Origin of the sequence: Mycobacterium sp. UM_11, from assembly GCF_001414075.1 — a bacterium.
In the GTDB taxonomy this organism is placed as follows: domain Bacteria; phylum Actinomycetota; class Actinomycetes; order Mycobacteriales; family Mycobacteriaceae; genus Mycobacterium.
This window is the reverse complement of record NZ_LATC01000002.1, coordinates 1-20,571: the sequence shown is the minus strand read 5'-3', so window position 1 is coordinate 20,571 and position 20,571 is coordinate 1. Positions and strand designations below refer to the sequence as shown.

18 protein-coding genes are annotated in these 20,571 nt (G+C 69.5%); 9 read left to right on the top strand and 9 right to left on the bottom strand.

The window, feature by feature from the left end:
- A complete protein-coding gene (locus WU80_RS00815; RefSeq protein ID WP_055401190.1) occupies positions 1 to 2,631 on the bottom strand; it encodes a GH92 family glycosyl hydrolase in 2,631 nt (876 codons plus the stop codon).
- Between the two features lie 184 nt (positions 2,632 to 2,815).
- On the opposite strand from WU80_RS00815, the gene WU80_RS00810 reads away from it, so the two are divergent.
- Positions 2,816 to 3,490 (top strand): LpqN/LpqT family lipoprotein, encoded by a 675-nt coding sequence (locus tag WU80_RS00810; RefSeq protein ID WP_055401188.1) that lies wholly within the window; start codon positions 2,816 to 2,818, stop codon positions 3,488 to 3,490.
- 78 nt (positions 3,491 to 3,568) lie between these two features.
- Positions 3,569 to 4,054 carry a hypothetical protein gene (locus tag WU80_RS00805; protein WP_055401186.1) on the top strand — a complete coding sequence of 162 codons (486 nt, stop codon included), beginning with the start codon at positions 3,569 to 3,571 and terminating at the stop codon, positions 4,052 to 4,054.
- On the opposite strand, the gene WU80_RS00800 is transcribed toward WU80_RS00805, so the two are convergent.
- From WU80_RS00800 to galT, 3 genes are all read right to left on the bottom strand, one after another.
- Positions 4,055 to 4,729 (bottom strand): PAS and ANTAR domain-containing protein, encoded by a 675-nt coding sequence (locus WU80_RS00800; RefSeq protein ID WP_055401184.1) that lies wholly within the window; start codon positions 4,727 to 4,729, stop codon positions 4,055 to 4,057. It lies immediately after the preceding gene.
- 407 nt (positions 4,730 to 5,136) lie between these two features.
- Positions 5,137 to 6,225 carry a galactokinase gene (locus WU80_RS00790; protein ID WP_055401179.1) on the bottom strand — a complete coding sequence of 363 codons (1,089 nt, stop codon included), beginning with the start codon at positions 6,223 to 6,225 and terminating at the stop codon, positions 5,137 to 5,139.
- On the bottom strand, positions 6,222 to 7,301 hold the full coding sequence (gene galT / locus WU80_RS00785) for a galactose-1-phosphate uridylyltransferase (protein ID WP_197281146.1): 1,080 nt from the start codon (positions 7,299 to 7,301) through the stop codon (positions 6,222 to 6,224). The genes WU80_RS00790 and galT overlap by 4 nt, the downstream gene beginning before the upstream one ends.
- Positions 7,302 to 7,399: 98 nt before the next feature.
- Here galT and WU80_RS00780 point away from each other — a divergent pair, with 98 nt between their 5' ends.
- Positions 7,400 to 9,574, top strand: coding sequence for an FUSC family protein (locus WU80_RS00780; RefSeq protein WP_055405716.1), 2,175 nt, complete (start codon positions 7,400 to 7,402; stop codon positions 9,572 to 9,574).
- Here the strand turns inward: WU80_RS00780 and WU80_RS00775 are convergent.
- The gene (locus WU80_RS00775) at positions 9,571 to 9,972 is read right to left on the bottom strand and encodes a hypothetical protein (RefSeq protein WP_055404259.1); all 402 of its coding nucleotides are present in this window, start codon (positions 9,970 to 9,972) and stop codon (positions 9,571 to 9,573) included. The genes WU80_RS00780 and WU80_RS00775 overlap by 4 nt on opposite strands.
- Positions 9,973 to 10,067: 95 nt before the next feature.
- Between WU80_RS00775 and WU80_RS00770 the strand changes: the two genes are divergently transcribed.
- Positions 10,068 to 11,303, top strand: a complete 1,236-nt coding sequence (locus WU80_RS00770) for a cytochrome P450 (RefSeq protein ID WP_055404257.1) — start codon at positions 10,068 to 10,070, stop codon at positions 11,301 to 11,303.
- Between the two features lies 1 nt (position 11,304).
- On the opposite strand, the gene WU80_RS00765 is transcribed toward WU80_RS00770, so the two are convergent.
- Positions 11,305 to 12,177 carry an alpha/beta fold hydrolase gene (locus tag WU80_RS00765; protein WP_055404255.1) on the bottom strand — a complete coding sequence of 291 codons (873 nt, stop codon included), beginning with the start codon at positions 12,175 to 12,177 and terminating at the stop codon, positions 11,305 to 11,307.
- A 100-nt stretch (positions 12,178 to 12,277) separates the two neighbouring features.
- Here WU80_RS00765 and WU80_RS00760 point away from each other — a divergent pair, with 100 nt between their 5' ends.
- The 5 genes from WU80_RS00760 (at position 12,278) to WU80_RS00740 (ending at position 18,162) form a co-directional block, all read left to right on the top strand.
- Complete coding sequence (locus WU80_RS00760; protein ID WP_055404252.1) at positions 12,278 to 13,165, top strand: NYN domain-containing protein; 888 nt, start codon at positions 12,278 to 12,280, stop codon at positions 13,163 to 13,165.
- Positions 13,152 to 14,345, top strand: coding sequence for an MFS transporter (locus WU80_RS00755; protein WP_055404250.1), 1,194 nt, complete (start codon positions 13,152 to 13,154; stop codon positions 14,343 to 14,345). Before WU80_RS00760 ends, WU80_RS00755 begins: the two co-directional genes overlap by 14 nt.
- Before the next feature lie 126 nt (positions 14,346 to 14,471).
- The gene (locus tag WU80_RS00750; protein WP_055404248.1) at positions 14,472 to 15,701 is read left to right on the top strand and encodes a cytochrome P450; all 1,230 of its coding nucleotides are present in this window, start codon (positions 14,472 to 14,474) and stop codon (positions 15,699 to 15,701) included.
- 116 nt (positions 15,702 to 15,817) lie between these two features.
- The gene (locus tag WU80_RS00745) at positions 15,818 to 17,137 is read left to right on the top strand and encodes a hypothetical protein (RefSeq protein WP_156349633.1); all 1,320 of its coding nucleotides are present in this window, start codon (positions 15,818 to 15,820) and stop codon (positions 17,135 to 17,137) included.
- Between the two features lie 56 nt (positions 17,138 to 17,193).
- Complete coding sequence (locus WU80_RS00740; RefSeq protein ID WP_055404245.1) at positions 17,194 to 18,162, top strand: cation diffusion facilitator family transporter; 969 nt, start codon at positions 17,194 to 17,196, stop codon at positions 18,160 to 18,162.
- Here the strand turns inward: WU80_RS00740 and WU80_RS00735 are convergent, their stop codons facing one another.
- The 3 genes from WU80_RS00735 to WU80_RS00725 all read right to left on the bottom strand — a co-directional run.
- Positions 18,163 to 19,239 (bottom strand): PDR/VanB family oxidoreductase, encoded by a 1,077-nt coding sequence (locus WU80_RS00735; RefSeq protein ID WP_055404243.1) that lies wholly within the window; start codon positions 19,237 to 19,239, stop codon positions 18,163 to 18,165. It lies immediately after the preceding gene.
- Between the two features lie 2 nt (positions 19,240 to 19,241).
- Positions 19,242 to 20,147, bottom strand: a complete 906-nt coding sequence (locus WU80_RS00730) for an alpha/beta fold hydrolase (protein ID WP_055404241.1) — start codon at positions 20,145 to 20,147, stop codon at positions 19,242 to 19,244.
- A gap of 20 nt (positions 20,148 to 20,167) precedes the next feature.
- Positions 20,168 to 20,571 (bottom strand): metal-dependent hydrolase (locus WU80_RS00725; RefSeq protein ID WP_197285981.1); only part of this gene is annotated, 404 nt, incomplete at its 5' end.

The following is a 20,571-nucleotide window of genomic DNA, read 5'->3' as shown; positions in this document are numbered from 1 at the left end:
TTACTCGCTTCCCGCTTGCACCACGACGAGAATGGTTGACGTGCGCGCGCTTTCGCCGACCTTCGTGGTCAGCGTCACCAGGTAGTACTCCTCGGGCACCGACCGCGCGACCGTGATGGGTACGTCGATGGATGCCGACCCGCCGGCCGAGAACTGGCCCGCCACCGGCGCCACGGTGATCCCGGGGTCCGAGCCCGACCCGGTGATGGTGTAGCCGCCGGCGGCGGCGATCATCCGTTGGGCGTCGAGTTTCACCGTGCCCGTGCTTCCCGGGGCGATCGTCACGATGGGGCTGGGCACGTTGACGGTCACCGCCGAACCGCCCGCGCCGAACGACGGCGGTGCGGACGATTCGCCTGTGCCCCAATCCTTGTCGGGATAGGCCGCGAGCGAGAACGCCAGATCGCCGCCGGTGCGGACGAACGACTCGGGCAGCGACGTCTGGTCGGAGGCCACGCCGTCGACGCGCAGGCCGCTGATGTATTTGAGGGGGTGCGGGCCGGACGCCCCGGGCGCCGACATCCGAATGGTCTTGCCGCCGGGAAGCGAGATCACCACCCGATCGAACAGCGGCGCGCTCAGGGTGAGGATCGACGTTCCGGGAGTGCTGGGGTACAGCCCGAGCGCGGCCCAGACGTACCAGCTGGCCATCGCCCCCAGGTCGTCGTTGCCCGGCTCGCCGTCGGGCGTCGGGCCGAACAAGCCCCGCACCCGGTCGACCGTGCGCTGGGTCTTCCACGGCTGACCGATGTAGTTGTACAACCACGGCACGCCGAACCCGGGCTCGTTACCGGCCCACAGGTAGGGCTCGTTGGGGCCGACGTTGAGCTTCTTGGTGAAGTTGTCGAGCCGGGCGGCGACGGCGTCGCGGCCGCCGAGGGCGGTCACCAGGCTCGCGACGTTGTGCGGCACCCACCAGACGTATTGCGCGGCGTTGCCCTCGTCGAATCCGACCTGTCCGAAATCCGAGGGCGACACCACGAACGCCGGGCCGGCGCGGAAGAAGCTGGTCCAGTTGCGGGGCGAGATGTAGCGGGTGGTCGGGTTGAACAGGTTCTGCCAATACTGTGACCGGTCCTGGAATTCCGCGGCCGTCGCCGTGTCACCGAGCGAATCGGCGAACCGCGCGATGGCGAAGTCGTCGACCGACCATTCGAGGGTGACCGACGCGGCGGCGATCCAGCCGTCGGTGCGGAATTGATACGAATACGGCGCGTAGCCGAATTGCAGGTACGTGTCGATCCCCGGCCGTTCGACGTAACCGTTAAGTCCCACACCGCCTTTCGTGGCCGCGTCGACCATGTAGCGCAGCGCCGTCTTGGTGTCGAAGTCGGTGGCGCCGAAGGCGTGCAGGTTGACGATGAGCGGTACCACGTTGTCCCCGCTCATCTCGCCGGTCGCGGCGTTGGCGAACGCCCAACGCGGCAGGGCGCCACTTTGCTCGGCGTCGTTGACCAGCGATTGGGCCATGTCGGCGGCGCGGTCCGGGAACAGCAGCGCCTGCAGGGCGGCCAGGCACCGGTAGGTGTCCCAGTCGGAGAAGTTGGCGTACTGCGTGCGACCCGTGGCCACGGTGTGAATCGCACCGTCGAATCCGATGTAACGCCCGTCCGCGTCGTTGAAGGTGTTGGGGTGCAGGAGCGATCGGTACAGGGCGGTGTAGAAGGTGTTGAGGTTGTCGGCGTTGCGACCGGCGACGGAGATGCGCGACAGGCTGGCGTTCCAGTCGCGCGACGCCGCGGCGCGCACGTCGTCGAAGCTCCCCGCGCCCTCGGCGGCCAGGTTGGCCCGCGCCCCCTCGATCCCGACGTAGGAGATCGCCGTCCGCACCTCGAGCACCGTCCCGGCCGGGAATTGCACGTATCCGCCGCTGTATGGGGAATTCGCGCCGCGGGCGCCGGGGTAGACCGAAAAACCGTCCCACGTCCCGTAACTGGTGAAGGGCTGGCTGAACTTCATGGCGAAATAGACCGTGTAGGTGTTGTTCTTGCCGCAGAAGCCGCCGCTGGTGGCCCAGCCGGTGATCGTGGTGTTGTCCTCCCCGATTTGGATGGTGGCGCGGGAGTTGCCCGCCAGCGACGCGCCGGAGCGCACCGCCAACAGCGCGGGGCGGCCGTTGCGCGGGTAACTGAAACGCCCGACGCCCGTGCGGGTGGTGGCGGTGAGTTCCGCCTTGACCCCGGTCTGCGGGAACCGCACCGTGTAGTAGCCCGGCACGCCCTGTTCGGTGTCGTCGTGGGCGATCCGTTCCCAGCCCTTCCAGGGCTGTACGCCAATTCCGTTGGTGGTCGGCAACATTGAGATGTCGCCGAACGCGGCGCAACCCACCGACGCATGGGTCATGCTGAAGCCGGTGGCGCGGGGGTTGTCGTAGTTGTAGCCGGCGTAGTTGCCTACCGTGTCCGGTGAGTACTGCACCATCCCGAACGGCACGGTGGCTCCTGGGAAGTTGTTGATCTCCCCCACCGTCTCGCCGCCCGTCCCGGTGCCGATGAGCGTGGCGACGTGGTCGACCGGATTGGTCACGAATGCGGGGTCACCGTCGTACGCGATGGGCGGCGCCGCGGCGACGAACGCGATGAAGACGACCGACGCCGCCAGCAGCGCGACGAGGGCCCTTCGTGACCGCATACCTGTCTCTTACTGGACAACTCGGTATTGGGTGGGCGTTTTCCGGCCGAATTGGATAACGATTTGCCGGGCGGCCACCCCAGAAGTTCAAAAAAATATCGGCAAAGTCGCACGCCATTTGGGCTACTGTCATTTCGGCGTGGCCGGCGCTGGTACCGGCCCCAATTTTCGGGAGATTGGATTGATGAAACATTTGACGGCAGCAACCATTTCCGTGGCGCTGAGTTTGGCGCTCGTCGGTTGCGGCAACGACCACAAGTCCGGCAGCCAATCGTCGACCTCGACCAGCACGTCCACGTCGACATCCGCGACGTCGTCGGCGACCAGCGCGGCACCGGCCGCGAAAGCCAAGTACACGATCGCGGACTACGTCAAGGACAACAACATCGCCGAGACGCCCGTGCACCACGGCGATCCCGGGCCGAACGTCGACCTGCCGGTGCCCAACGGTTGGCAGATCAACCAGAACGCCGGCACGTCGTATGGCGGCATCGTGCTGACCCAGCCCACCAACCCCTCCGACCCGCCGACCATCTCGGCGCTGTTCTCCAGGCTTTCCGGCAACGTCGACCCGGCGAAGATCATCCAGTACGCCCCGGGAGAGGTGCAGAACCTGCCCGGCTACCAGGGCTCCGGAGACGGCGTCGCGTCCACGCTCGGCGGTTTCCAGGCCTGGCAGCTGTCCGGCACGTATCAGAAGGGCGGCGCGACCCGGGTCATCGCGCAGAAAACCGTGGTGATCCCCAGCCAGGGCGCGGTCTACGTGCTCCAGCTCAACGCCGAGGGCCCGCAGGCCGATCAGGGACCGTTGATGGACGCCACCAACATCATCGACGACCAGACCACCATCACCACCTGAGGAACGTGACGGCGCCGCGGGGCCCCGCTCCGCGGCGACATCACACCCGAGGAACGCGATTGGCCGTACGGTAAGCGCATGACAGAGCAGTCGTATGCGATAGACGCCGGGCACCCGCCCTCGGCCGTGCTCCGCATCGTCAACCCGATGTTGGGTTTCCTGCTGCGCACTCCGCTCGCCGGGCCAGCCCGCAAACAGCTGATGGTGCTGAGCTTCACCGGGCGCAAGACCGGCCGGCCGTTCTCACTCCCGGTGAGCGCCCACGTGATCGACGGTGACCTCTACGCGCTGACCGGCGCGCCCTGGAAGCAGAACTTCCGCGGCGGCGCGCCGGCTCAGGTCGTCTTCGACGGCAAGACGACCGCGATGCGGGGCGAGCTGATCCGCGACCGCGAGATCGTCTCGGATCTCTACCTGCGCTGCGCGCAGTCCTACGGTGTCCAGCGCGCGCAACGCATGATCGGGCTGAAGTTTCGCGATCAACGCATACCGACGCGCGACGAGTTCGCCGAGGCGGTCGACCGGATGCACCTGGGAGCGGTGCGGCTGACGCCGGCCGAATGACTACGCCTCGGACACCCGTTCGTGCGCGGTGAGCAGGCGCTGGTCGAACCGTGAGCGCGACGCGATGGCCTCCTTGGCCAGCTCGGAGAAGTCCTGCGCGATTTGTTCGGCGAGCGCTCCCAGCTTCATGTTGCGTACCTGGGAAAGCGATCTGAGCAGGTTGAACGCCGCATCCTCGTCGACGCCGTAGACGAGCATCAGCATCCCTTTGGTCCGGTCGATGGCGCCGCGGCGCTCGGTGATTTCGGCCACCTGCGCGCTGATGTTTTCCTCGCGCTCACGGTCGGCGGACGGGGTGACGTCGACGTAGAAGCCGTGGGTGCCGATGACGTCGCCGCTGGCGTCGCAGAATTGATCACCCACCACGACCACTTCGTGCGTGTCGCCGCGGGTGTCGACGATGCGATGCCTGGTGCTGAACGGCCCCCGTCGTTCGATCATGTCGTTGATGGTTGCGGCCACCTGGTTGCGATCGTCCGGGTGCTTGTGGCCGATGACCAACTCGGTCGTCGGCGTCACCGTTCCGGGTTCGTACCCGTGCATCCGCTGCACTTGTTCGGACCATTCCCAGCGCTGATCTTCGAAGTGAAAGCGAAACCAGCCGGCGCGCTGCGGGGTTCCGCCCGCGAGGGCCCGCTCGACCACCGGCGTCTGTCCGTCTAGTTGCCAGGCCACAACGCACGCTCCGCGGACGAGTTGGACGGCGACATCTGAAGGACCGCTCGCCGGATGGCGTCGCTTTCCTGCAGCCGAAGCTCCGAGGTGCGACACAGTTCGACGGACCGGTCGACCTGCTGTCGCGCATGTTGCATGGAACTGGCGGCGGAACGTTGCAGCGACCTGGCGACCTCGGATGTCTGGCCCCGACGGCTCGCGGCGTCTCGCCGAACGGTCTCCCGCAGCGCCGCGGTCCGGCGCGCCGATCGACCGCGATGCGCCTTCTGCCGGCACGCCGACGAGCAATACACCGCGTCGGACCGGGCCGAGAAGCCCGCGCCACACACTGCGCACGTAATCCCCCGCATAGCCGTTACGTTACAGCTATCGCGTAGCGCGTTACAGCTATGGCGGGAATTTGCGCCTCAGGCCGGACCGGCGCCGGCGGCGGCGCGGGTTCGGGTGATGACCGGCTGTTCGAGGCCGGCTTCGGCCACCGCCCGCCGCACCGCCTCGTCGACCGCGCCGGTGCGCTCGGCCGGCACCAGCGCGATCACGCAGCCACCAAACCCCCCGCCGGTCATCCGCGCGCCCAGCGCGCCCGCCCGCACGGCGGTGTCCGCGATCAGGTCGATGTGTTCGGTGGTGATGCCGAAGTCGTCACGCATGGACGCGTGCGAGGCGGTGAAGATCCGCCCCGCCGTGACGAAGTCCGAATCACGAAGCGCGCCAACATAATCGAGAACCCGCTGATTCTCGCTCAGCACGTGGCGGGCGCGGCGGGCGTCCAGGGGGTCGTGCACCGCGGTGACGGCGGACGGCCCGCGGTCCTGCACATCCCGCAGCGAGGCCGCCCCGAGATCGGCGGCCGCCCGCTCGCAGGACGCGCGGCGCGCGGCGTACTCGCCGCCCGCGTGGCTGTGGCGGGCGCGGGAGTCGATCAGCAGGAGCGCGACGCCCGCGGCGTCGGGGTCGAAGGCCACCGGCGCGACCGTGAGGTCACGGAAGTCGATCAGCAGCGCGGTGGCCGGCCGGGCGAAGAGCGAGGCCAACTGGTCGAGCAGGCCTGTGGGGGCGCCGACGTAGTCGTTCTCGGCGCGCTGGGCCAGGCGCGCCTGGTCTTTGGCCTCGATGCGCACGCCGGCGGCCGCCGCGAGCGCGCCCAGCGCCGCGCACTCCAGCGCGGCCGACGACGACAAACCCGACCCCATGGCCACGTCGCTGGTGATCCGCATCGCGCCGCCGGGCACCGGGTGGCCCGCCCCGCGCAGCGCCCAGATCACCCCGGCCACGTAGGCGGCCCAGCCGGTCACGCCGCCGGGGGCGGTGTCCAGCGGAATGCGCACCGGGCCCTCGGCGCGGTCGCTGGCCACGCTGATCGCGTCGCCGCCGCCGGGGGTGAACGACACCACCGTGCGCTGCGGCAGGGCGATCGGCAGCGCGAAGCCCAGGTTGTAGTCGGTGTGCTCGCCGATCAGGTTGATCCGCCCTGGCGCGGCGTAGGAGACGGTCAACCCAGTTCCCGCAGTCGCCCGGCCACGCTTTCGGGCGTGACGTCGCTGATGAACGCGTCCATGGCGGACTCGGAGGCCGCCAGGTACTTGAGCTTGGTGGCACTGCGCCGGATCGACATCAGCTCGACGTGGAAGTAGCCGTCGGCCTGGGCGTCGGTGTCGGCGTACTGGTGCAACGCCGAAATGTAGGGCAGCGGTGCCGAATACATCCGGTCGAATCGCCGCAGCACGTCGAGGTAGACGCGCGCGAAGGCGTCCAGCTCGTCGCCGTCGAGTTCGGTGACGTTGCGCACGAACCTGTTCGGGTAGATGTGCACCTCGACGGGCCAGCGCGCGGCGAACGGCACGAACGCGGTGAACAGGTCGTCGCGCGCGACGATGCGGCCGCCGTCGGCGACTTCGCCGGCCAGCAGGTCGCCGAAAAGGTTGGTGCCGTGGCGGTTTCGGTGTTCGCGGGCCTGCCCGAGCATGGCGGCGGTGCGCGGGGTCAGATAGGGGTAGCCGTAGATCTGGCCGTGCGGATGGGTCAGCGTGACGCCGATCTCCTCGCCGCGGTTCTCGAAGCAGAACACCTGCTCGACGCCCGGCGTGGTCATCAGCTCGCCGGTGCGGTGCCGCCACGCCTCGACGACCAGCCGGCCATGCGCCGGTGCCAGCCCGGCGAAGGATCCGGTGTGGTCGCTGGAGAAGCAGATCACCTCGCTGCGGCCCTGACCCGGGACGGACACGAAACCGTCACCGGGGGGCGCGAGCGCCGCGCCGGTGCCGGACAGGCTGGGGAACCGGTTCTCGAACACGACGACGTCGTAGTCCGGGGCGGGCACCTCGCTGGTCAATCCCGTCGGTCCCGGGCACAGCGGGCACTGGTCCGGGGGCGGCTTGTAGGTGCGGTCCTGCCGCAGCGCGGCGACGATCACCCACTGCCCCGTCGTTCGGTCGAACCGCAACTCGGTACGCTGCCCGTCGCGCGCGGGCAGGGGCCTGCGATCTTCGACGGGCGTCGGGCGGTGCCCGGGCAGCGCGAAGAACAGCAGGTCACGGCCGTCGGCCAGCTTGGCCCGCGTCGGCGCTGTCACGATGTCGAAGACTAGCCGGTGTCGAACTTCGGGTAACCATGACGCGTTCGGCAGGTTGGGAAGGGAGGCCCGTGCTCTACGAGCAAGCCCGCAACTGGCTGATCGGCTCCGATCCCGGTCTGCTGCGGCTGCGCATGGCGACGCGAACGACGGCCGCGCTCGGCTGCTCGCTGCTGGCCCTCTACCTCCTGACCCGGGCGACGGGACAGCCACTGACGGTCGCCCTGCTCGGCGTCGTCATCACCATGGTCGCGTCGCGATCGGTCAACGAACCGGACCCGCGCCAGCAGCGGATCACCATGGCGCTGCTGCCCGTGCCCGCCGCCGTGTCCATCACCGCCGCCGCGGCGCTCGCGCCCCACCCGGTGATCAGTGACGCGGTGTTCGTGGTCGTCGTCTTCACCGCCGCCTACATTCGCCGCTTCGGCGCGCGCGGCCGCGCACTGGGCATGGTCGCGTTCATGTCCTACTTCTTCACGCTGTACCTGCGGGCGAGCGTCTCGGAGCTGCCGTGGATGATCGGGGCGGTCGCGGTGGGCACGGTGTGCACGTTCGTGATGACCACCTACGTCATGCCCGACCGGCCCGAGCGCGTGCTGCGGGCGACCATCCGGGCATTACGGGCGCGGATGGCGATCGTCGTCGACACCACCGCCGAGGCCGTGCGCACGGGCCGCCTCGATGAACGGCGCCGGCGCCGCATGCGGGCCCGCACGCTGCGGCTCAACGAGACCGCGCTGATGGTGCAGAGCCAGATCGAGGACAAGGCCGACCCGGCCATGCTGTGGCCGGGCGTCACGGCCGAACAGTTGGCCCCCTGGCTGCTCGACGCGGAGCTGGCCATCGAGTGGGTGGCCACGGCCGGCCGGCGCGCCGCGGCCCTCGCCGCACAGACCCCGACCGCCATCCCCGCCCCGACCCGGGCCGCGCTCGTCGGCGCGCTGTCAGGGCTGGCGCGGGCGATCCGCCTGCCCGAACCCGACGGCCTTCGGCGCGCCGCCGACCAGGCGCGGCGGCTGCTGGACGCGCAGAACGACGACGATTCCGGCGGCGCCGCGGTGCGCCGCCTCGCCCTGGCGATAATCAACGCCGCCACCGCGACCGCCGACGTCCGGGCCATCGTCGACCACGCCGCCACCGGCACCCCGGACGGCACGGAAAGCGAGCGGCCGCCGGCGTCCGACGGCACGGACGCGACCGACGGGCCCGCCGAGGAGGCGCCGCCCGAGGGCCTGCGGCCGACCACCCGGCAGGCCATCCAGGTCGCCGTCGCCGCGTCGCTGGCCATCGTCGCCGGCGAGCTGGTGTCGCCGGCCCGCTGGTATTGGGCGGTGATCGCCGCGTTCGTCATCTTCGCCGGCACCAACTCGTGGGGCGAGACCCTGACCAAGGGCTGGCAACGCCTGCTCGGCACGTTGCTGGGCGTGCCCTGCGGCGTGCTGGTGGCCTCGCTGCTGGCCGGCGACAAGACGGCCGCGCTGGCCGGGATCTTCGTCTGCCTGTTCTGCGCGTTCTATTTCATGACGGTCACCTACAGCCTGATGACCTTCTGGATCACCACCATGCTGGCGTTGCTGTACGGCCTGCTCGGCCAATTCTCGTTCGGCGTATTGATGTTGCGGATCGAAGAGACCGCGCTCGGTGCGGTCATCGGGGCCACCGTGGCCATCGTCGTGCTGCCGACGCACACCCGCGCCGCGATCCGCGACGACACCCGCACGTTCCTGGCCAGCCTGTCGGCGCTGATCGACGCCTCCGCCGCGACGATGTTCGGCGACGACGAGGGCGTCAGCCCGTCGGAGCGGGCGCGCCAGCTGGACCGGGACCTGCAGCAGTTCCGGGTCACCGCCAAACCGTTGCTGGCCGGGGTCGCCGGCCTCGCGGGCCGGCGCAGCATTCGCCGGGCGCTGCGCATCTTCGCCGCATGCGACCGCTACGGCCGCAGCCTGGCGCGCAGCAGCGAGCAGTACCGGGGTCCGGTGGCCTCGGAACCCGTTGCTCAGGCGTTCACGGCCGCGGCGGCACAGACTCGGCGCAACATCGACGCGCTGGCCGCCGCCATCGGCACCGGCCGCGCACCGACCATCGTGTCCGCGGCCGACGACCTCGACGCCGCCGAGACCCTGGCGCGGCAGCGCGAGGGGCCCGATACCCGGCGGTTGCTCACCGCTGTGCATGCGCTACGCCAGATCGAGCGGGCGGTGGTGACCGCGGCCACCAACCTCGGTGGGCGCGAAACCGCGGCGCCGCCCAGCCGAATCGAGACGGGCTAAAGACCGGGCAGGCAGGCCGGGAAGTAGCAAGGTTGGTTTGGCCCCTGGGCCTTTCGCACCAGGTCGAACAGCTCGAACATGGTCTGCAGCAGCCGCATTTCCACGCCGGGCCGCTGCTCCGGCGGCAGGTTCTGCGTGTCATTGGACACCCTGGTGGCCTGCTGCTGCAGCTGCGTCAGCCGCTGCTGGCGTTGCGCCGGGGTGAGGTTGTCCCAGTTGTCGTGCAGGTCGGACACCTGCTGCTGCAGCTCCGCGACTTCCGCTTCCGGGTCGGCCGGCGGGGCCAACGGATAGGAGTGGGTCGCGACGGGCGCCGCCGCGATCTCGGCCTGCGCGCAAGCGGCCGTTGCCAGCGCGCCGGCCGCGAGGCCCGCCGCCACTATCGCCGTGATTTTCATGGAGCCTTCTTTTCTTCATTGCTCGGCTTTATGGTGCTGGCAGTAAGCCACGTCGGGTTTGCTACCGATCCCAAGCGCGTCCGAGGAGGAAGCCGATGGCCACGCCGAACCTCCCGCCCGGCTTCGACTTCACCGACCCCGACATCTATGCCCACCGCCTCCCGGTGCGGGAGTTCGCCGAACTGCGCGCGACGGAACCGATCTGGTGGAACGAGCAGGCGCCCGGCGCGGGCGGGTTCGGCGACGGCGGCTACTGGGTGGTGACCAAGCACCGCGACGTCCGCGATGTCTCGCTGCGCAGCGACGTCTTCTCCTCGGCCACCAAGTCGATCGTCCCGCGGTACCGAGAAGACCTGGCGGACGGGCAGATCGAGGCGGGGCGGGCGTCGATGATCATGATGGACGACCCCGAACACAGCCGGTTGCGCAAGATCGTCTCGCGGGCCTTCACGCCCCGCGCGGTCGAGCGGCTGCGGGCCGGGCTTTCCGAGCGGGCGCGCCGCATCGTGACCGAGGCCGCGGCGGCGGGCTCGGGGGACTTCGTCCGCCAGGTGGCCTGCGAGCTACCGCTGCAGGCGATCTGCGGGCTGCTGGGGGTGCCGCAGGAGGATTACGACAAGCTGTTCGACTGGACCAACAACATGATCGGCAGCGACGACCCGGAGTTCGCCGGAAACGACGCGCTGACCTCCGCCGGCGAATTGATGTGGTACGCAATGCAGTTGGCGGCCCGCAAGCGGGAGAACCCCGGCGACGACATCGTCACCACGCTGGTTCGGGCCGACGCCGAGGGCCAGCACCTGTCGGAGGCGGAGTTCGGCATGTTCGTGGTCACGCTGGCCGTCGCCGGAAACGAGACGACCCGCAACTCGATCACCCAGGGCATGATGGCCTTCACCGACTACCCGGCGCAGTGGGAGTTTTTCAGGGCTCAGCGGCCCAAGACCGCGGCGGACGAGATCATCCTTTGGGCGACACCGATCACGGCCTTTCAGCGCACCGCGCGCCGGGACACCGAGCTCGGCGGCGTCCGGATCGCGAAGGGCCAGCGGGTGGTGCTGTTCTACCGCTCGGCCAACTTCGACGAAGAGGTCTTCGACGACCCGTACTCGTTCAACGTCCTGCGCAGCCCGAACCCCCACGTCGGCTTCGGCGGCACCGGGGCGCACTACTGCATCGGCGCCAACCTGGCGCGCATGACGATCGATCTGATGTTCAACGCGCTCGCCGATCTCGTACCCGACCTGACCCCGCTCGCACAGCCGGAGCGGTTGCGGTCGTCGTTCATCAACGGCATCAAGCACTGGCAGGTGGATTACCGCGGCGCGTAGGTCACAGCGGTAGCCGCTCGCTGTCGCTCTCGTGGCGCTCACCGTTCGCGATGAAGTCCTCGATCAGCTCCACGACCTGGGTCGGCGCCTCGACCTGCGCGAAATGCCCGACGTCGGGCAGGATTTCGAGCCTGGCGTCGGTGCGGGCCTCGTGCGCGGCGTACGCGTGATCGACGGGGATGATGCCGTCGCGCTCGCCCCAGATCGCCATGACCGGCAGGTTCTCCCGCAGCCGCAGCCGGCTGAGCGCGCTGACCGCCTGGCCGCGGTAGTCGACCACCGACCGCAGCGTCCGCAGGAACGACTGCCGGGTGTCGCCGTCGGACAGCGACGAGTAGGCGCTCCACAGCTCGGCCCCGCGCGGCGACTGGATGCCGGCGCTCTTCATCCAGGACCGCAGCCGGTTGCCGATGGACAGCACGGGCTTCGGCGCGATGATCGGCAACACCAGCTCGGCGCCGGGCGCCGAAAGCAGCCGCAGCACCCATCCCACGTCGGGACCCAGGCCGCCGCTGCTGATCAGGATCAACCGCTTGGCGTAGTCGGGGTGCTGATAGACGAACTGCATCGCGACCCCGCCGCCCAGCGATTGGCCCACCAGGGTGGCCTGGCTCACGCCGAGCTCGTCGAGCAGGTCGCGAAGCCAGACCGCGAATGCCCCCAGCGAATAGTCCGTGCGGGGTTTCGCCGACTCGCCGTGCCCGAGCAGGTCGGGCGCGATCACGCGGAACTTCTTCGACAGCGGCGGAATCACCGACCGCCAGGTCTCCGAGCTACCGGCCATGCCGTGGATGAGCAGGAGCGCCTCGCCGTCGCCCTCGTCGCGGTACGCGACGCGATCGCCGTGCAGCTCCAGATACTTCAACTCGTTCATGGCCCCGGGGATACCCACTCCGGCACCGATTACGGCCGAATCGTGACGGAAACCGCTTCCGGGCGCCGCAGTGCCGGACGCCTCAGCGATGATTTAGCCCATGACCGAACCGGTTGCGGCCCGCGTGGCCGTCTACCTCGACTTCGACAACATCGTGATCTCGCGATATGACCAGGTGCACGGCCGCAACTCGTTCCAGCGCGATAAGGCCAAGGGGCTCGAGCAGTACGCCGAGCGACTGGACCGGGCCACGGTCGACGTCGCGGCGATCCTCGACTTCGCGTCGTCGTTCGGGACGCTGGTGCTCACCCGGGCCTACGCGGACTGGTCGGCGGACATCAACGCCGGGTATCGCGGGCAGCTGGTGGCCCGCGCGGTCGACCTGGTGCAGCTGTTCCCCGCGGCGGCCTACGGCAAGAACGGTGCGGATATCCGGCTGGCGGTGGACGCGGTCGAGGACATGTTCCGGCTGCCCGACCTGACCCACGTGGTGATCGTGGCCGGCGACTCCGACTACATCCCGCTGGCGCAGCGCTGCAAGCGCCTCGGGCGGTACGTGGTGGGCATCGGGGTGGCCGGCGCGTCCAGCCGGGCGCTCGCGGCCGCCTGCGACGAGTTCGTCATCTACGACTCGCTGCCCGGGGTTCCTGCCTTGGAACCCGAGCCCGCGGAAGCCGAGGCGAAGCCGGCGAAACGGCGGACCGGAAAGGCCAAGGCGGCGCAGCCGGAGGAACCGGAGCCGCCCGATCCGCAGGCCGCCGCCACGGCGCTGCTGACCCGCGCGCTGCAGATCGGCCTGGACAAGGACGACGTCGATTGGCTGCACAACTCCGCGGTGAAGGCACAGATGAAGCGGATGGACCCGTCGTTCAGCGAAAGGTCTTTGGGGTTCCGCTCGTTCAGTGATTTCCTGCGGTCGCGGTCCGATGTCGTCGAGCTGGACGAGACGTCGACGACGCGGATGGTGCGGCTTCGTGCGCAAGGGTGAAACCGACGCGAGGCCCCGCTGGCTCACCCGCAACGTCGCGGTGCTCTCCGGGGTCTCGTTCCTGCAGGACGCCGCCAGCGAGCTGCTGTACCCGCTGCTGCCGATCTACCTGACGGCTGTGCTGGGCGCGCCACCGTCCGTGGTGGGAGCCGTCGAGGGCGCGGCCGAGGGCGCGGCGTCACTGACGAAACTGGCGGCGGGCCCGCTCGGGGACCGGTTCGCGCGGCGCCCGCTGATCGCCGCCGGTTACGGGATGGCGGCGCTCGGCAAGGTCATCGTCGCCGTCGCCGGGGCGTGGCCGGGCGTGCTGGCGGGCCGCGTCGTCGATCGGCTCGGCAAGGGCGTGCGCGGTGCCCCACGCGACGCGCTGCTGGTCGCCGACGTGCCCGACGCCCTGCGCGGCCGGGTGTTCGGCTTCCACCGCGCGATGGACACCTTCGGCGCGGTGGTGGGCCCGCTGCTCGGGTTGGCGGGCTACGAGCTGCTGGACCACCGGATCCCGCCGTTGCTGTATGTCGCCATCGTGCCCGCCGTCCTGTCCGTGGCGTTGGTCTTCCTCGTGCGCGAGCGCGGCCGGCGCGCCCCGCGAGAAAAGCGCGAGTCCATGTGGGCCGGGGTGCGCTCGCTGCCGCGACCGTACTGGCGGGTGACGGCGCTGCTGGTCGCCTTCAGCGTGGTGAACTTTCCTGACGCCCTGTTGTTGTTGCGGCTCAACGAGATCGGCTTCTCGGTGGTGGGGGTGATCCTGGCCTACGTCGGATACAACGCGGTGTACGCGTTGGCCAGTTACCCGGCCGGCTCGCTGGCCGACCGCATCGGCAGGCCGGCGTTGTTCGGCGTCGGGCTGACCTTCTTCGCGATCGGCTACGTGGGGCTGGGGCTGACCACCGACGCGGTGACGGCGTGGCTGCTGATCGGCGCCTACGGAATGTTCACCGGCTGCACCGACGGCGTCGGGAAGGCCTGGATCTCGGGGCTGGTCGACGAGGATCATCAGGCCAGCGCGCAGGGGGTGTTCCAGGGCGGCGTCGGGCTGGCCGTGCTGGCGGCCGGGTTGTGGGCGGGCTTCCTGTGGGGTTCGAACGGCCAACTGCCCCTGCTCATTTCGGGAGTGACCGGCGGCGCGTTCGCGGTCGCCCTGATCGGCGGCCAGCTGGTCCGCGGCAGGCGACGCGGCTAGCCGCCGCCACGCTGGCCACACATAGCGTCCTTTTCGTATGGCGGCTGGCGGGTTTGAACCCCAATGTCGTTGACACTCCCCCAGGGCGGCCATACATTGTGTGAAAGTTGTCGCTAGGAGACCGCCATGACCGTCGGTACCGCTCCTACCAGTGTTTTCGATGCCGACCTGCCCACGTTGGCGTACGGTGCCGAGGAATCGCCCGCCGAGGTCTATCCGCGCCTGCAGGCGGCGCAGCGGCAGGCGCCGGTCGCCATCGGACCGCACGGCCCGGAAGTCCTCTCCTATCACCTGGTCCGCTCGGTGCTGCGCGACGCTCGCTTCCAGATCCCGCCCGGGATCAATCTGCTCGCCCAGGGCGTCACGTCGGGCCCGCTGTGGGACAAGGTGATCAACAGCCTGCTGTGCCTGGAGGGCGACGAGCACCATCGCCTGCGTAGCCTGACGTCCAAGGCGTTCACGCCCCGCGCGACCCTGCGCCTGCACGACACCATGGTCGAGGTGATGAACGGGCTGATCGACACGGTCATCGACGCGGGCCGCTGCGACGTCGTCACCGACCTCGCCCGGCCCTATCCCGTCCCGATCATCTGCGCGCTGCTCGGCGCCCCGCGCGAGGACTGGCGGCAGTTCTCGCTGTGGGCGGACGACGTCTTCAAGGCCTTCAGCTTCAGCGTCGACATCCGCGAGGTCGAGCCGGTCGTAATGCGCGCGTGGGGCGAGCTCGACGACTACGTCGACGACATGGTCGCGCGGCGGCGGCACAGCCTGACCGACGACCTGCTCTCCGACCTGATTCGCGCGGAGGATGACGGCGACCGCCTGAACACCGCCGAATTGCGGATGCTCGCGGGCGGCCTCCTGCTGGCGGGTACCGACACCACCCGCAACCAGGTGGCCGCGTCGGTGCACGTCCTCTGCGAGCACCACGAGCAATGGGGCCTGCTCAAGGAGCACCCCGAGCTGGCGATGCGGGCGGTCGAGGAGACCATGCGGCACTCCCCGATCGCGTGCGGCACCATTCGCCTGGTGGTGCGGGACGCCGAGCTGGACGGCTACCTGTTCCCGGCCGGAACGATGGTCCTGGTCAACACCGCCGCGGCCAACCGCGACCCGGCGGTCTACGACGACCCCGACCGCGTCGACATCACCCGCGAGGGGGCGCCGCCCATCCTGACCTTCGGCGGCGGGGTGCACTACTGCCTGGGCGCCAACCTGGCCCGCCGCGAGATCGCCGAGGCGCTGAACGTCATCGCCGGCCGCCTGCTCAACCCGCGCACGGCCGGACCGGTGCCGTGGAAGCCGATGGTGAGCCTGAGCGGCCCGACGAGCCTGCCCATCGAATTCGACCGCTAGCCGGCGCCCATGTGACGCAGGCCGCCTTAAGTCGCGGGCGTGCGGAGGCGGCTTTACGCTCCTTGGTTACACGAACTTAACGGGGGTTTTCGATGCGGGCGTCAACTGGGCGAACCATGCCCAAATACGGGCTTGCCCTCGTGGCGCCGGCCGCCTGCCTGGCCATCGCGTCCTGCTCGGCGACCGCGGCCCCGCCCGCGGCGACCCCCACCACCTCGTCGGCCAAGCCGAAGCCGACCGCCGTTCCGTCGCCGGCGCCGATCACGGGTCCGCTGGAAAAGGACTGGAAGACCTATGGCGGCACGGCCTACTTCGGCTGCCCCGACAAGTATTCGGGCGGCAAATCCGCGCTCGACGACATCCGCCCCAAGATCTTCGACACCAAGACCGGGCAATACGTCGCGCCGCCGGTCCCGGCCGTTCCCGCCGGCGAAAATCTCACCGGCGCCATCTGCGCGCTGACCGGCACGGCCGACGACATGAAGGTCGTCTACCTCGTCACGACCGTCAAACCCGCGCAGGCGCAACAACCCGAAGTCACCAAGGCGACCGCATATGCCTACGACTTCAAGGCCGGCCAACCGCTGGCGACCAAGGAACTGCAGCCGCCCACCCCCGACCTGAAGCTCAGCGCGGCCAAGGACTGGGGCCTGTCCTCGACCGCGGCGGGCGTCGCGTGGATCAACGCCTTCACCGACGGCCGCGCCCCCACGTCGCCGCCGCGGACGGTGATCCTGTCCCCCACCGACCTGTCGATGCCCTGGAACGACCCCCAATCCGGGCGCGCCTGGCAGGACGTCCTGGCGTTCCAACGCAACTCCGATCCGGCCAAGACGTCGGGCGCCGAACTGCGCCGGCCCAGCGGGGAGCCGATCCTCCAGGACAACGACATTCGCAGCGTGGACGCCGAATTGTCCGATGGGCCCGACAAACTCGTGAAGATCACCCATTCGGATCCCGCCAACCCCGCGGCGCTCTCGACCATGTTCTACGACCTGAACGCCAAGGCCGTCATCAAAGTCGGCGACTCCGACCGCATTCCCGGCGGCGGGCTGTCCGCGACGTTGTCCGGCGGGAAATTGTTTGTCGACGGCCACGATTCGGAGGGCACCTCATTCGGCTTCGGGGTGTGGAACCTGCGCAGCCAGCAGTGGGACTTTTTGAAGACACACGATGAGGCGAAGAAGATGTCGGTGGCCAAGATCGCGTTCTTCGAAGACCACCTGTACATCACCAACGCCGGCAACACGTTTGCGGTCCTCGCCCTGCCCGCCACCGAGCCGATCGCGACCACCTGGTCCGTCCGGCCCTTCGCGCGGATATCGGGCTGGACGCTGGTGTGCCGGGGCGAGAACGCCGCCGCCCTGAACGGCGACTGCAAGGACATCGTGATGGTGCAGGACCAGGACGGCCGCTTCCCCGGTCCCTGGTCCTGAGCCGCCCAGGTGGCTTATTATCTGCGTATGCATGCAGATAAGCGGGCAACACGCGGATGAGCGCGGACGGCGACCACGGTCACGGGCATGCCCACGGACTTCGCGGCATCCTCACGCACGCCCTCGTCCCGCACAGCCACGACGCCGCCGACAGCGTCGACACTGCGCTGAAATCCAGCGCCGCCGGCATCCGGGCCGTCAAGATCGGGCTCGCTGGCCTGGGCGCGACCGCCGCCATGCAAGTGGTGATCGCCATCCTTTCCGGATCCATCGCCCTGGCCGCCGACACCATTCACAATTTCTCGGACGCGCTGACCGCGGTGCCGCTCTCGATCGCGTTCTCGCTGGGCCGACGCGCGCCGACCCGCCGCTACACCTACGGCTACGGGCGCGCCGAGGACATCGCCGGCCTGTTCGTCATCACCATGATCGCCCTGTCGGCGATCGTGGCCGGCTACGAAGCGGTCCTGCGGCTCATGCACCCCGTTGCCGTCGAGCACGTCGGCTGGGTTGCCGCGGCCGGCGTGATCGGCTTCCTGGGTAACGAGGGCGTGGCCAGCTACCGGATTCGGATCGGCCGCCGCATCGGCTCGGCCGCCCTCGTCGCCGACGGCCTCCACGCGCGAACCGACGGATTCACCTCGTTGGCAGTGCTTTTCGGGGCGATCGGTGTTGCTCTCGGCTACCCGATCGCGGACCCGGTCGTCGGCATGATCATCACGGTGGCGATCGTGGCGGTGCTGTACCGCGCGGTGCGCGACATCTTCCGCCGGCTCATGGACGCGGTGGACCCCGCGCTCGTCGATATCGCCGAAGCGTGCCTTGCCGCTCGGCCCGGTGTCCGCAGTGTGCGAAGCGTCCGGATGCGCTGGATAGGTCACCAGCTGCACGCCGACGTGGAACTCGACATCGATCCCCGCACCAGCCTCGAGGATGCCCACCGCATCGCTCACGACGCCGAACACGAGCTAACCCACGCCGTGCCAAAACTCAACAGCGCGCTCGTGCACGCCTACCCGGCTTGATCAGGCGTCGATCACCAGGCGATCGCCCTTGGCCCGCGACACGCAGACCAGCATCTCGCCGTCGCCCTCCGTGGCGCGGCCACGCCGATCCACCTCCCCGGCAAGCACTTTCACCTTGCAGGTGCCGCAGAATCCTTGCTGGCACGAGTACGCCGTCGTCGGGTCGCCGTCGCGCATCACGTCCAGCGCCGACCGGTTCGCCGGGACGGCGAGCACCCGCCGCGAACGGGCGAGTTCGAGCTCGAACGGGACACCGTCGACGACGGGCGGCGGCCCGAACCGTTCGTAATGCAGTGGCGCGTCGGCGTGTTGGTCGCGCAGCACGCGCACCGACTCGAGCATGGCGGTCGGGCCGCACACGTAGACGGCCGTCGTCGGACCCGCGCCGGCGAGCAGTTCCGACGCGGCGGGGATGCGGCCGCGCTCATCGTCGGCCCACACCGTGACCCGCTCGGGCGCCACCGCCAGCAGCTCGTCGAGCAGCGGCATGTACTCCCGGCTCCGCCCGGCATACACGGCGCGCCAATCGATTCCGTGCTGCTGGGCGAGTCGAATCATGGGCAGGATCGGTGTCACACCGATGCCGCCGATCACGAACAGCACCTCGCGCTCGTCGGTGACGAGATAGAACGCGTTGCGGGGGCCCTCGAACTCGATCGCGTCGCCGACGGCGAAGGTGTCGTGCATTTCGATCGAGCCGCCACCGCCGTCGGCGATCCGGCGCACCGCGATGCGGTAGTCGGTGCGCCGTCCCGGCGAACCGCACAGTGAGTACTGGCGGCGGCGGCCCGAAGCCAGCCGGACGTCGATGTGCGCGCCCGGGGTCCAGGACGGCAGCAACCCGCCTTGCGGGTCGGCGAGCGTCAGGGCGACCACGTCGGGCGTGAGGACTTCACGCTTGGTGACCACCGCGGTGGTGGTCCGCCGCACCGGCAGCACCCGCGACGGGCTCCACCGCGAGGCCGAGGCCAAGCCGCCGAAGAGGGTGCCCACCCCCCACAGCGCAGTGTAGAGGCGATCGCGCCTGGGCCGACCGTACAGGTCGGCGGGTCGGCTGTTCCAAATCGCCTGTGCCACGGCTACTGTCCTACGCCAACGGTGTTCTGGTCGACCCACTCGGCCGTGAGCCCGGCGATGACGTCGGGGTGCGAGGACACCACCCAGTGGCCACCCTCGATGTCGACGACCCGACCGTGGGGCGGTATCGAGCCGGTGAACCGCTGCAGGGGCGGCGAGACGAAATAGTCCATGCGCGCCACCAACACCTGCACGGGGACCTTGGTCTGCGGCAGCTGCTTCCCGGGCGCCAGGAACGGCCCTGGCATGTTGGCGCGGTACAGGTTCAGCCCGTTGACGTAGTCGCGGGTCGACCGGGTGGTCGCCGCGCGCCGTCGGTCGGTCCGACGTGGCCGGCCGATGAGTTCGACCCCGGCGAAAACCGTGACGCTGGCCCGGGTCCAGATCGCCACCTCGGGCACCCCCGGGCACAGGAAGAACCAGATGTACGACGACGCCAACGCCTGCTTGAGCACGTCGAACACGCCGCGGGGCGTGCGGGCGGACCGCAGGAACTTGCCCGCATAGTTCAGGTGCGGCCCCGAGATCGACGTGAACGAGGCGACCCTGCCCATCACCGCGTCATCGGTGACCGCCGCCCAGGCCTGGATCGACCCCCAGTCGTGCGCTATCAGGTGAACCTGGTCCACCCCGAGGCTGTCGATCACCGCGCCGATATCCGAAACCAGTTGCGGCAGGCGGTATCCCGCGCGGCGCCTCGGCCGCGACGATTCACCGGCGCCCCGCACGTCGACGGCCACGAAGTTGTAGCGGTCGCCGAGCGCGTCGGCAACGCCGTCCCACACGTGGTGGTTATCCGGGTAGCCGTGGATCGCCAGGATCGTCGGGCGCCCCCGATCGAGCTCCGAGTGGGCGTGGACGGCCAAGGACACGCCGTCGGAGGCGATTACGTTGGTGGACTGGGTCATTCGTGCGTACTCTCCGATGCTCAGTGCGCGGCGCGGGCTGCCGGTGATCGGGCCAGGTAGTCGACCGCGCGCCCCACCCCACCCAGTTTGGACGGGTGGAAACTCGGCGTGTAGTAGGCGCCGATGACCCGCAGGAACTGGAAGGGCCCGGGCACCAGGCCCCGCCGCGCCGCGCTGAAGTAGTCGCGCCAGCGCGGTTTGGTGCCCGGCGGCAGATACGGGTCGACCGAGTACATGAACCGCACGCCGCGGACGAACAGCCACAGCAGCGCCGGCGTGATCAGCAACTGGGTGCGCACCTGGCGCCAGTACCCGGCGCGCAGGTGCTTCATGGTGTCGAACGCGACGGCCTTGTGCTCGACCTCTTCGGCGCCGTGCCAGCGCAGCAGGTCCAGCATCACCGGGTCCTGTCTCTTATACACAT